The following is a 12,510-nucleotide window of genomic DNA, read 5'->3' on the forward strand; positions in this document are numbered from 1 at the left end:
TGTTGCCTCCACCCAATCAGGTTTATTGCCTGCGTTAAGCTGGCCGCCTTCGCGTACACGCTGCCAATCACCAGGACCCGTTATGCCCGAAACCCCCTCGCAGCCCGTCAAGCCCGCGCTTGGTCGGCCGCCAGTGCGCAGCCGCCAGGAGCAGATGAGCCTGCTGTTGGACGCCGCAGCGCAGATACTCGGCAATGGCAACTTCGCCAATGTCACCATGGACGCTATTGCCCGCGCCGCCGGTATCTCGAAGAAGACTTTGTACCTGCTGGTGGCGAGCAAGGAAGCCCTGCTTTCGCAGTTGGTCGCCCGTGACCTGTCCACCCTGGAGCTGCTGCTGGAAAGCGGCATCGACAACGCCGAGGACCTGCTCAGCGAACTGCGCATGTACCTGACGTTGTGGGCGCGGCTGACCTTGTCGCCGTTGGCGTTAGGGCTCTATTTGATGGCTGCCCAGGGACGCGAGACTGCGCCGGGCATCGCGAAAATCTGGTACCAGGAAGGCGCCGAACGCTGCCTGGGCCTGTTGCGTGGCTGGCTGGGCAAGGCGGCTGGCAAGGGATTGCTTGCCGGTGAAGATGTCGAACCGGCGATTGAGTTGATTGACGCACTGCTGATCTCGCAACCGCTCAAGCTGTTCACCTTGGGGGTGCAGCAGAGCTGGTCTGATGAGCAGATCGCACAGCGGGTCGAGGTGGCTCTGGACATGTGTGGTCGGTGTTTTATCCGGCGTTGAAACGTAGACCTGAGGGAGATCTATAGAAGCAACCTGTGGGAGCTGCCTGCAAATACCCATGCCTGCTCCCACATGTGTCCCCGCCAGGGCTCTACTCGCCCGCCGAACGCCGCGACAAGCGATACGACAATTGCGCCCGGGTCAGGCCGAGGCGGCGGGCCGCTTCGGAGACGTTGCCTTTCACCTCGTTCATGCAGTGATCGATCATCGTATCCTCGACTTCCTGCAGTGACAGTCGGCTCAGGTCCCTGCCGCCGAACAATTCCTGAATGGCTTCATTATTATTGCCGGTACTGGCAGGCGCAGGCGTGGCTGCTGCCTGATCGTTCGGTGCCGCCGCCAGTTGGCCGCGGGTACCGATGGAAAACATCGGCAGGGCCAGGCGCTCGCCACTGGTGAACAGGTGCGACAGATCGATCGCACCGCCGTCCGGGGCGCTGATCACACCGCGCTCCACCAGGTTCTGCAGCTCGCGGATGTTGCCCGGAAAGTCATAGGCCAGCAGGGTATCCGCCGTGCGCGGGGTGAAGCCGCTGATCTGGCGGCCATGGCGCTGGGTGAAGCGGTGCAGGAAGTGGGTCATCAGCAGCGGAATATCTTCCTTGCGTTCGCGCAGCGGCGGCAGGTGGATCGGGAAAACGTTCAGGCGAAAGAACAAGTCCTCACGGAACTCGCCACGCTGTGCGGCGGCGCGCAGGTCGACGTTGGTGGCCGCGACCACCCGCACATCGACCTTCAAGGTGCGACTGCCGCCCACCCGTTCGACTTCGCCTTCCTGCAAGGCGCGCAGCAGCTTGCCCTGGGCGACCAGGCTGAGGGTGGCGATCTCGTCGAGGAAGAGGGTGCCGCCGTCGGCGCGTTCAAAGCGCCCGGCACGCGACTGGGTGGCCCCGGTGTAGGCGCCGCGCTCGACGCCGAACAACTCCGCCTCCATCAGGTTTTCCGGGATGGCCGCGCAGTTGATGGCCACGAAGAGCTCGTCGTGGCGCGGGCTGATGCGGTGCAGCATCCGCGCGAACATCTCCTTGCCAACGCCGGACTCGCCGGTGAACAGCACCGTGGCCTGGGTCGGTGCCACCCGGCGCAACATATGGCAGGCAGCGTTGAAGGCTGAGGAGATGCCGACCATGTCAGTGTCTTGCGCCGGTGTCGGGTCCGCTTGCAGGTGAGCGGGCAGGGCGCCTTTGTCGAAACTGCCGTGTGCGGTTGCGCTGCGTCCGCCGGTGCTGACGAAAGGCTCGGCATTCAGGTCGGCCAGGTCCTCTTCGGCGTCGTCCCATTCTTCCGCCGGTTTACCCACCAGGCGGCAGATGCTCGAACCGGTGGAGCGGCATTCTACTTCGCGGTAGAGAATCAGTCGACCGACCATCGCCGAGGTGTAGCCAATCGCGTAGCCAGTCTGCATCCAGCAGGCCGGTTCGGTGCCGATGCCGTACTGGGCGATGTGCTCGTCGTCCTCGCTGGAGTGGTGCCAGAGGAACTCGCCGTAGTAGGTGCCCAGGTTCATGTCGAATTCGAAATGCACCGGCTCGACCTTCACCGCGCCTTCAAGCGCATGAATGATCGGGCCCGCCGCGAACAGCGCCAGGATGTCGGCCTCGGGGAAGCGTTCCTTGATCAGTGCCGCATCCCGGGAACCGCAATGGTAGCCGGTGCGCAGCATGATGCCGCGGGCGCGGGCCAGGCCCATGCTTTCGATCAGCTCGCGGCGCAGGGCGCCGATGCCGCTGTTGTGCATCAGCAGCATCCGTGCGCCGTTCAACCAGATGCGCCCGTCGCCAGGGCTGAACATCAGGCACTCGGTCAGGTCCTGCAAGGTCGGGGCAGCGCCAGGTGGCAACTGCTCGCTGGCACCACGCACCGGTTTCTTTTGCCCGCCGCGAGAAAGTTCGGCCAGGGAGATCAGCTTATCGACCATCGCAGTTCCCTAATTCGATTAATCATATTGCGCATAGTGCAGCACGAAATTGCTGAAATCATCACTTTTTTGAAGGGCTCACGTTCGCCCGTCTGAAGCCCGTTCCTGCTGAAATGCCTGGATGCCGCGTGCTTGAGCGTTTCGTTGCCAATTGCAGCGAGGTGGCATATGGCTTGCTACAACTAGTTACCGAGATTAACTAATTCGGCACAATAACAACTGGCCTGGCTGCCCACCGTCCTATGGGCAGCACAGGCATGAATCGGGAACCTGCTATGAAGCTGACCAACAAGACGATTGTGGTGACCGGCGTTTCCTCGGGCATCGGCGCCGAAACGGCCCGAACCCTGCGTGCCCACGGCGCCACCGTCATCGGCATGGATCGTAACGAGCCCAACCTGAGCCTGGATCAGTTCGTCCAGGCCGATCTCAGCCAACCCGATGCCATCGATTCGGCCGTGCAGCAGTTACCGGCGACGATCGACGGCCTGTGCAATATCGCCGGGGTCCCAGGCACTGCCGACCCGCAGTTGGTGGCCCGGGTCAATTATCTGGGGGTGCGGCACCTCTGCGCGGTGGCCCTGCCGCGCATCCGTGCCGGTGGCAGCATCGTTAACGTTGCGTCGATTCTCGGCGCGCAATGGCCGCAGCGGATTGAACTGCACAAGACCCTGGCCGGTATCGGCAGCTTCGCGAGGGCTCAGGCCTGGCTGGCCGAACACCCGGTGCCCCAGGAGAGTTGCTACCAGTATTTCAAAGAGGCGCTGATCGTCTGGAGCTATCAGCAGGCCCAGCCCTGGTTTTTGCAGAACTCGGTGCGCATGAACTGCGTGGCGCCGGGCCCGGTGTTCACCCCGATCCTCGGTGACTTCGTCAGCATGCTCGGTCAAGAGCGTGTGGAGGCCGACGCCCACCGTATGAAGCGACCGGCCTACGCCGATGAGGTGGCCGCCGCCATAGCCTTCCTCTGCGCCGACGAATCTCGCTGGATCAACGGCGTCAACCTGCCGGTCGATGGTGGCCTGGCGTCCACCTACATCTGAACGAGGCACTGCGCCCAACCCATTTCGTGCAAGCCGCTACCGGTCGTTCAAGCGAGCGGTCTGCGCCTGAAAACAGGCTTCCCACAACAAGAACAATGAGGAACACCATGCACAACTCTCGATGCTATCCAGGCTTCACGCGTAACACCCTGGCACTGTCGGTGTGTCTGGCCGGCTGGGTCACCCAGTCCCACGCCGCGCAAATCGACTTGGGTGACAGCGAATGGCGTCTGCGTTGGGACAATACCCTCAAGTACAGCCAGGCCTGGCGCCTGCAAGGTGCCGACGACCACCTGACCAACGCGCCGACGGCCGGGGGGCTGTACCCCTCGATCCAGAGCCAGGGCGACAAGAACTTCAGCCGTGGCCTGGTCTCCAACCGCCTCGACTTGTTCAGTGAAATGGACCTGAGCCGGGAGAACTATGGTCTGCGCGTCAGCGGGGCGGCCTGGTATGACGATGTCTATAACAAAGACACCGACGACAGCGCGAATCGGCATTTCCTCGACGATACCCGCGAATTGCACGGGCGCGATGCCGAGTTGCTCGATGCCTTCGTCTTTCTGCGCGGCGACGTCGGCGATGCGAGCCAGGGCACCTTGCGCCTGGGCCGGCATAGCCTGATCTATGGCGAAAGCCTGTTCTACGGCAGCAACGGCATCGCTGCAGCCCAGGGGCCTACCGACGTGGTCAAGCTGCTCAGCGTACCGGGGACCCAATTCAAGGAAATCCTGCGCCCGGTCAACCAGGTGTCGGGGCAGTTGCAGATCAACCCGCAGCTGTCCGTCGGTGCCTACTACCAGTTCGAATGGGAGCGCTCCAACGTGCCGGGGGCGGGCAGCTACCTGAGCGAGAACGACGGCATTGGCAAAGGCGCGGGCGATTGGACCGAGGTGTTCGGCAACACCACCGTGCATGCGTCCGATATCGAAGCCAGGAACTCGGGGCAGGGCGGCATGCAGTTGCGCTTCAAGCCGGAAGGCACCGAAGTGGAACTGGGCTTCTATGCCGCCAAGTACCACGACAAGACGCCGAGCGCGCTATATGCCTACCTGGACGGTGCCGCCGCGGCCGCCACCGGATTGCCAATCCTGAGTGCTTACCGCCAGGTCTACGCCGAAGACATCAAGACCGTCGGCGCCAGTTTCTCCACGGCCTATGGCCCGTTCAACTTCGCCGGGGAGACCTCGGTGCGTTGGGATGCACCGCTGGTCAGCAACCTGCAAGTGGTGACGCCGGGCACTGCGGCGGACAACAGCGGTGACGCGCTCTACGCCAAGGGCAAGACCGCGCACGTCAACCTCTCGACGATCTACCTGCTGTCGCCCGGTTCGCTTTGGGACGGCGGCTCGGTACTCGCCGAACTGGCCTGGAACCGCACCCTCAGCGTGACCGACAACCCTGGGGCACTGGACCCCAACACCACCCGCGATGCCACCGCACTGCGAGTGCTGGCTGAACCGGCGTACTTCCAGGTGGCGGACGGTCTGGACCTGAGTGTACCGGTGGGGTTTGGCGTCGGCCTCGACGGCCGCTCCTCGGCGGTCAGCAAAGGCGGTTTCGGCAACTCCCACGCCGGCGACTGGAGCGTAGGACTCAAGGCCACGTACTTGCAGCGTTGGGACTTCGGCATCAACTACGTGAACTTCTTCGGCAAGGCCGCGGCGGGGCTGCGCGAGGACGGCAACTTCAGCTATGCGCAATCGCTGGCCGACCGTGACTTCGTCTCCATGTACGTGAAAACCACATTCTAATAAGAGGTTTCATCCGCTATGCAAAGCAAATTTTCCTTGCGTATTCCGGCCCTGGCCATTGCCTTGTTGAGTGCGGGCGTGGTGCAAGCGGCGGTGTCCCCCGATCAGGCCGCACGGCTCAACACCGACCTTACGCCCATGGGCGCCGAGCGCGCGGGCAACAAGGACGGCAGCATTCCGGCGTGGACGGGCGGCTATACCACCGTGCCGGCGGGCTACAAGAACGGTGACAAACGCGCCGACCCATTCGCCGCCGACAAGCCATTGTTCTCAGTCACCGCAGCCAACATGGCCCAGTACGCCGACCAACTGGCCGATGGCACCAAGGCCCTGCTGCAGAAGTATCCGGGCTACCGCCTCGACGTCTACCCGACGCACCGCAGTGCCGCCGCGCCGCAGTGGGTGTATGACAACACCTTGAAGAACGCGACCCGTGCCAGTCTCGAAGTGGACTCCGAAAAAGTCAGCGGTGCCTATGGCGGGATTCCGTTCCCATTGCCGCAGAACGGTGCCGAGGTGCTGTGGAACTATCGGTTGTCCTGGCAGGGTGCCGACACTTTTTATTCGCCATTTGACACCTGGCTGATGACAGCGGGCGGCAAGAAGCTCCAGGCTACCCGCGCGCGGTTCTGGTACCAGTCCCCTTACTATTTCAAGGACGGCAGCCTCGAGACGTTCGGCGGCAAGTTCCTGATCGGCAAGCTGGCGACGGAGCTGCCATCGTCCAAGGCCGGCGAAGGCCTGATGACCCATTGGGACATGGACCCTGGCAAGCGCGCCGCCTGGCAGTACCTGGTCGGCCAGCGTCGGGTGCGGCGCGCACCGAACATCGCCTACGACACCCCCGACTTCGTGACCTCGGGTGTGGGTTTCTTCGATGAGGCGTTCATGATTTTCGGCCCGACCGACCGTCACGACCTCAAGCTGGTGGGCAAGAAAGAGTTGCTGGTGCCTTACAACAACAACCGAGCGGCCGCAGCGAAGAGCGACGACCTGGTCAAGCCGAACTTCCTCAACCCGGACCTGGTGCGCTGGGAGAAACACCGGGTCTGGGTGGTGAACGCCACGCTCAAGGACGGCAAGCGCCACGTGGTGCCCAAACGGACCTACTACGTGGATGAAGACTCCTGGCAAGTGCTGCTGGTGGACGGCTACGACGCGCAGGGCAAGCTGGGGCGCACCAACTACTCGCTGACGCTGCTGGCGCCGGAAATGCCGGCGCTGACGGCGCAGATGTCCTGGGGCAGCTACAACCTGGAAACGGGCGCCTACTTCCTGAACTCCTCGGCCAACGACCTGGATGTGCAGTACCAGAGCTACCCCCGTCCGCCGTCTTCGTTCTTCACTCCGGATGCCATGGCTAACGACAGCATGCGCTGAAGGTGTGCGCAGGGCGCCGAGCCCAGGTTTCGGTGCTCTGCGCGATGGCGGTTGACAACTTTTTTGGGCGGTTGGAGCGGACCATGATCGGTAAATTTTCACTCACGCGAACGCTGCCGGTGGCCCTGTTGCTGGCTGCGTTGCTGGTCCCGGGCCTGACGACGGCCAGTCCGCGGATTGCGTTGCTCGACCAGCCGGCGTTACAAAGCGCCAGGGCGGCGCGTGCCGTGTTGCTGGCGGTGACTCGGGCCGGCGAGCGCTTGGTGGCCGTCGGCGAACGCGGCATCGTCCTGCTTTCCGATGACTCCGGGATGAGCTGGCGCCAGGCCCGTGTGCCGGTCAGCGTCAGCCTGACCGCGGTGCAGTTCGTGGACGCCGAGCAGGGCTGGGCGGTGGGGCATATGGGCGTGATTCTGCACAGTACGGACGGTGGCGAAACCTGGGTCAAGCAACTCGATGGTATGGCGGCCGCGAAGCTGGCGCTGGTCCAGGCGCAACAGGGGGACGACCCCAAGCAATTGAAGGATGCCGAGCGGCTGGTGGCCGACGGTCCGGACAAGCCGTTTCTCGACCTGTATTTCCGTGATCGTCGCGACGGCTACGCGGTCGGGGCCTATGGGCTGATCCTGCGTACCGTCGACGGCGGCAACAGCTGGCAGCCGTGGATGGGGCAGGTGGAAAACCCCGATGACCTCAACCTGTACGGCATTCGTGCTGCCGGTAACGCGTTGTTCATCGTTGGCGAGCGGGGATTGCTGCTGCGCTCCAACGACAACGGCCGCAGTTTCCAGGCGCTCGAATCGCCCTATGACGGCAGCTTCTTTGGCCTGCTGGGCAGCTCGACGGGGGAGCTGGTGGCCTTCGGTTTGCGCGGCAACGCGTACTGGTCCGCAGACGAGGGGGCCAGTTGGCGACCCATCGAAACCGGCCTGGAGGTGGCCTTGTCGTCGGCGACCAAGTTGACGGACGGCACCTGGGTGCTCGCCAGCCAGGCCGGCGACGTGTTGCTCAGCCTCGACAAGGGCGGCCACTTCCGACACTCGCCCGGCCCGGCCGCGCCTTCAATCGCCGGCGTAGTGGCTGCGCCCGACGGCAACCTGATCGGCGTCGGCCTCAGCGGCCCGAGCCGCCTCGACCATGACCTTGGGGCGCTACGTTGAACCATTCGCCAGAGCGCTATATGTCACAACCCTATGCGGCCGAATTCGGAGTCCGACGTGAACGAGCATAATTCTGCCCTCGAACAGCAAGTGGTGATCGCCCGCCTGGAGGATTTCGATCCGCGTTCCGGCAACCTCGGCGAGCGGGCGATCTTCAATCACCGACCCTGGGTGATTCTGCTCTGCCTGCTGGTGACCCTGATGCTGGGCTACCAGGCCAGCAAGATCGGCCTTAATGCCAGTTTCGAAAAAACCATTCCGACCTCCCATCCCTATGTCGCCAACTTCCTCGAGCAGCGCAGCGAATTGAGCGGCCTTGGCAACTCGGTCCGTATCGCCGTGGCGGTCAAGGACGGCAACATCTTCGACAAGGACTACCTCGACACCCTGGCCAAGCTCAACGACGAGATCTATCTGCTGCCCGGCGTCGACAAACCCTACATGAAGTCGCTGTGGACGCCGACCACGCGCTGGACCTCGGTCACCGAGGAGGGGCTGGATGGCGGCACGGTGATCCCGGATACCTACAACGGTTCACCGGCCAGCCTCGAGCAGGTGCGCACCAACGTCGCCCGCTCCGGCGAGATCGGCCAACTGGTGGCGGGTAACTTCCAGTCCAGCGTGATCTTCGTGCCGCTGCTGGAAATCAACCCTGAAACCGGCAAGGCGCTGGATGCGGGAGCGTTCTCGCGACAGTTGGAGGCCTTGCGCGACAAGTACCAGAACGAGCGCATCCAGATCCACATCACCGGCTTCACCAAGATCATCGGGGACCTGATCGCCGGGCTGACGCAAGTCCTGCTGTTCTTCGCGGCAGCCGTGCTGGTGACCGTGGCGGTGCTCTACTGGTACACCCGTTGTGCCCGCAGCACCGCATTGGTGGTGCTGTGTTCGCTGGTGGCGGTGCTCTGGCAGATCGGTTTGCTCGCGACCCTTGGGTACGACCTGGATCCGTACTCGGCGCTGGTACCGTTCCTGGTGTTCGCGATCGGCATGAGCCATGGCGCGCAGAAGATGAACGGCATCATGCAGGACATCGGCCGTGGCACGCACCGGGTGGTCGCCGCGCGCTACACCTTCCGCCGTTTGTTCGCCGCGGGCATGACCGCGTTGCTCTGCGATGCGGTGGGCTTCGCCGTGCTGATCGTGATCAAGATCCAGGTGATCCAGGACCTGGCGATCACCGCCAGCATCGGCGTGGCGGTGCTGATCTTCACCAACCTGATCCTGCTGCCGATCCTGCTCAGCTACATCGGCGTCGGGGCCAAGGCCGCTGCCCGCAGCCTGCGGGCGGAGACTGCCGAGTTGACCGCGAACGTCAAGCACCCGCTGTGGAGTTTTCTCGATCTCTTTACCCGACGTTCCTGGGCCTTTGGCGCCTGCCTGGTCGGCTTGGCCCTGGCGGCCGGTGGCTTTGCCGTCAGCCTGCACCTGAAGATCGGCGACCTTGATCCCGGTGCCCCGGAGTTGCGCCCGGACTCGCGCTACAACCGCGACGCGGCATTCATGACCCAGAACTACGCGGCCAGCTCGGACATCTTCGTGGTCATGGTGAAAACCAAGGAAGACCAGTGCACGCACTATTCGACCCTGGCCGCCGTGGATGCCCTGGCCTGGCAACTGGAACAACTGCCCGGGGTGGAGTCAACCAACTCCATGGCCGCCCTGAGCAAGATCGCCGCCGCCGGTTATAACGAGGGCAACTTCAAGTGGTACGAGCTGATCCCCAACGACGGCGCCCTCGGTGCGGTGCAGACCCGGGCACCGCGCGAGCTGTTCAACCAGGGCTGTTCGCTGCTCTCGCTCTACGTCTACCTGGCCGACCATAAGGCCGACACGCTGGAGCGGGTGGTACAGACCAGCGAAGCCTTTATTGCCCAGCAGCAACTGCCGGAGGTGAAATTCATGCTCGCCGCGGGCAGTGCCGGGATCGAAGCAGCCACCAACATCGTGGTGAAAAAAGCCATGCGCGAGATGCTGTTCTGGGTCTATGGCGCGGTGATCCTGCTTTGCTGGGTGACCTTTCGCTCCTGGCGCGCCGTGCTTGCCGCCGTGCTGCCACTGATGCTCACGTCGATTCTTTGCGAGGCACTGATGGTCGGCCTGGGCATGGGGGTAAAGGTGGCGACTCTGCCGGTGATCGCCCTGGGGGTGGGCATTGGTGTCGACTACGCGCTTTATGTGCTGAGCGTGATCCTGACCCACATGCGCGCCGGCGCTTCGCTGTCCGAGGCTTATTACCGGGCGCTGCTGTTCACCGGCAAAGTGGTGCTGCTGACCGGCATCACCCTGGCCATCGCTGTAGCAACCTGGGCCTGGTCGCCAATCAAGTTCCAGGCCGACATGGGCATCCTGCTGGCGTTCATGTTCCTGGTGAACATGCTCGGTGCGCTGATCCTGCTACCGGCACTTGCGTACTTCCTGCTGCCGCAGAGGTCGTTCGCAAAAAAGCCTGAAGCGTTTGGTGCAGTGCGAGCGGTTGCAGAAGGGTAATACGTGCGCCATACGTGGTGTGGCCGCGCTGGGTGAGCGCCTGATTCCGGCCAATGCTTACCTTGGCGCGGACGACATCTTCAAGGCCCGGCAGGCCGATGCCGAGCCGTTGGAGCGGTCTTCAGGGCTGTCTCTTGGAATCGGTCGAGACCACGCGATCCAGGCCATCCGCGCCTGGCGCCGTGCTCGGCCCCCACGACCGCTCGCTGCGGCATTTGAACTTCACGCCTTTACGTGGCGCGATGTCCCTGGCCGTTTCCAGGCATAGTTCCTTGGTGACATAGGTCGGCTCGGGTTTTCGTACTTCCACGCACCCTTCGATGCCACTGCAGATGGTCATAACCATAACGTAGACGGTCATCATCCTGATGTTGCTCCCATCGAAGCGATGCGATTGATGCCCTTGCATTAGCCCGGAAAGGCTCAAGCGAGTAGCAATGACAGGCGGATGATGAGCCTTATTTCAAATCGCCAGCAATGGCACGGCTATGCCTTCCGTCGGAAAAACGTCACTATTTCAAATAATGCATATCAGGCCGAAATCGGCGCCATTATGTTGGCGTTTTCCCGAGAGTGAGCCGGTGAATGCTATGGAGAAACGCAGCTTGGACCGTGCCGATAATCCAGCAAACGGGGTGGGGTAGAACGACTGAAGAAACAGCCTCAGGGTGCCTCAAAGTTCTCGTAAGCCAAGGTGATCGAATCGCTCTCTGGATAGCTGACGTACACCATTTCTCCATAATTGCTGGCAACCAACACGTAGGGCCACTTGCCGTTTGCCTTTCGCAGTTGCTCATACAGGGGCAGGAAGAAGTCTTTGGTCTGACCCAGAGGGTCGTAGGGGACTTCACCCTGGAAGATTGGATAGCGCCCGCCGTTGCATAGCTGCACCCGCTCCAGCTTGATACCGTTTTTTTCCAGCACGGTGCGGGCAGGGTGCTGCCAGGTGGCGAGGTCGACATCCTGGCAGTCGGTGGTTTTCTGAGTATAGAGCTCGGTGTCCTGGAGGGCTGGATATGCCATGGCCTGGCCGGTCAAGAGCAACAAAGCCAGGGGGTAAAGACGCTGCATGATAGTGGTCCAGATAAGGGGAGCTGGATTGTAAGTATTTTTCGTCGATATCCAAGCGTTGCGAGACCGTTTCAGGCTGGCGTCACATCACTGCCTTCCACCAGCAACTCGATCCACTTATGGGATGTACGCAGCGCGGGGGCGGGCGGGAGAAACAGGGGGCGAGGGGAGCGGGGCGGCGGCGTAGATTATCAGCATGGTGGCCTTTTGATTTCAATCGAATCCCGCTAGAATTTGCGGCCCCTCTCTGTGAGCGGCCTGTAGAAACTACGCAAGGAAGTCGATATGCAATTTGGAAAAGCCCTGGGCCTCGCCCTGGCCCTGAGCCTCAGTGGATGCGCCAGTTTCACCAAAGATGAAGTGGCGCCCGTGAACCTGCCTTCAATGGCCACTTATTCGAACAAGCCGAACGTCTATGTCGACTTCGACTTCTATCAAGGCGAACCCGACAATGCCAAGGCCAGCGAAGTCCCGCAAGCTCGGGACATGCTCAAGCCAGAGCTTAAGCGCGCCTTCGATGAGTCGGGGCTCTTTGGTCGCGTGGTCTTCGACGAGTTCCAGAAGCAACCAGGCGACTACAACCTTCGCTTGAAGGTTTACAACCACCCACCAGGTGGCGGGCAAATGGTCATGGCATTCATCAGCGGCTTCACGTTCACGATCATTCCTGCGTTGGCAACCGACCAGTACACCATGAGCCTGGAGACGGTGGATGAACGCGGTCAGTCAGTCGGCAAGAGCACTAATCATGACGCGGTCAATACCTGGATCGGCATCTGGTTCCTGCCTCTGGCGGGAAACACGCCCAAGGCTGCGGTCAACGATACCTTCAATCGGCAGGTCAATGCGCTGTTGAAGAATTGGGTCGACAGCAATCGCATGAAGTATTCGGCTATCGATACCCGCACCCCACGGGGCTGACATCGATAAGAAAGAGCCGCAGTCGCGGCTCTTT

At 62.3% G+C, this 12,510-nt stretch carries 10 protein-coding genes; 7 read left to right on the forward strand and 3 right to left on the reverse strand.

Going from position 1 to position 12,510, the window contains the following annotated elements; genetic code table 11:
- Positions 1–82: 82 nt before the first annotated feature.
- Positions 83–736: a TetR/AcrR family transcriptional regulator gene (locus J7E36_RS11725; protein WP_215002991.1), complete on the forward strand. Its 654-nt coding sequence runs from the start codon at positions 83–85 to the stop codon at positions 734–736.
- A gap of 91 nt (positions 737–827) precedes the next feature.
- Here the strand turns inward: J7E36_RS11725 and J7E36_RS11730 are convergent, their stop codons facing one another.
- Positions 828–2,654, reverse strand: a complete 1,827-nt coding sequence (locus J7E36_RS11730) for a sigma-54-dependent Fis family transcriptional regulator (RefSeq protein ID WP_215002992.1) — start codon at positions 2,652–2,654, stop codon at positions 828–830.
- Positions 2,655–2,929: 275 nt separating this feature from the next.
- Here J7E36_RS11730 and J7E36_RS11735 point away from each other — a divergent pair, with 275 nt between their 5' ends.
- The 5 genes from J7E36_RS11735 to J7E36_RS11755 all read left to right on the forward strand — a co-directional run bounded on the left by J7E36_RS11735 (position 2,930) and on the right by J7E36_RS11755 (position 10,484).
- A complete protein-coding gene (locus J7E36_RS11735) occupies positions 2,930–3,697 on the forward strand; it encodes a coniferyl-alcohol dehydrogenase (protein WP_215002994.1) in 768 nt (255 codons plus the stop codon).
- 107 nt (positions 3,698–3,804) lie between these two features.
- The gene (locus J7E36_RS11740) at positions 3,805–5,451 is read left to right on the forward strand and encodes a DUF1302 domain-containing protein (RefSeq protein ID WP_215002996.1); all 1,647 of its coding nucleotides are present in this window, start codon (positions 3,805–3,807) and stop codon (positions 5,449–5,451) included.
- A gap of 18 nt (positions 5,452–5,469) precedes the next feature.
- Positions 5,470–6,831 (forward strand): DUF1329 domain-containing protein, encoded by a 1,362-nt coding sequence (locus tag J7E36_RS11745; RefSeq protein WP_215002998.1) that lies wholly within the window; start codon positions 5,470–5,472, stop codon positions 6,829–6,831.
- A gap of 83 nt (positions 6,832–6,914) precedes the next feature.
- Positions 6,915–7,991, forward strand: a complete 1,077-nt coding sequence (locus tag J7E36_RS11750) for a WD40/YVTN/BNR-like repeat-containing protein (protein ID WP_215003001.1) — start codon at positions 6,915–6,917, stop codon at positions 7,989–7,991.
- Positions 7,992–8,024: 33 nt separating this feature from the next.
- On the forward strand, positions 8,025–10,484 hold the full coding sequence (locus tag J7E36_RS11755; RefSeq protein WP_215003003.1) for an MMPL family transporter: 2,460 nt from the start codon (positions 8,025–8,027) through the stop codon (positions 10,482–10,484).
- Positions 10,485–10,605: 121 nt separating this feature from the next.
- On the opposite strand, the gene J7E36_RS11760 is transcribed toward J7E36_RS11755, so the two are convergent.
- Positions 10,606–10,824 carry a hypothetical protein gene (locus J7E36_RS11760; RefSeq protein WP_215003005.1) on the reverse strand — a complete coding sequence of 73 codons (219 nt, stop codon included), beginning with the start codon at positions 10,822–10,824 and terminating at the stop codon, positions 10,606–10,608.
- Positions 10,825–11,147: 323 nt separating this feature from the next.
- Entirely contained in the window at positions 11,148–11,555 is a 408-nt protein-coding gene (locus J7E36_RS11765) for a hypothetical protein (RefSeq protein ID WP_215003007.1), read from the reverse strand.
- 285 nt (positions 11,556–11,840) lie between these two features.
- Here J7E36_RS11765 and J7E36_RS11770 point away from each other — a divergent pair, with 285 nt between their 5' ends.
- Positions 11,841–12,476 carry a hypothetical protein gene (locus J7E36_RS11770; RefSeq protein WP_215003008.1) on the forward strand — a complete coding sequence of 212 codons (636 nt, stop codon included), beginning with the start codon at positions 11,841–11,843 and terminating at the stop codon, positions 12,474–12,476.
- Positions 12,477–12,510: the final 34 nt, after the last annotated feature.

The organism is Pseudomonas fluorescens (assembly GCF_018614775.1).
GTDB lineage: Bacteria > Pseudomonadota > Gammaproteobacteria > Pseudomonadales > Pseudomonadaceae > Aquipseudomonas > Aquipseudomonas fluorescens_BY.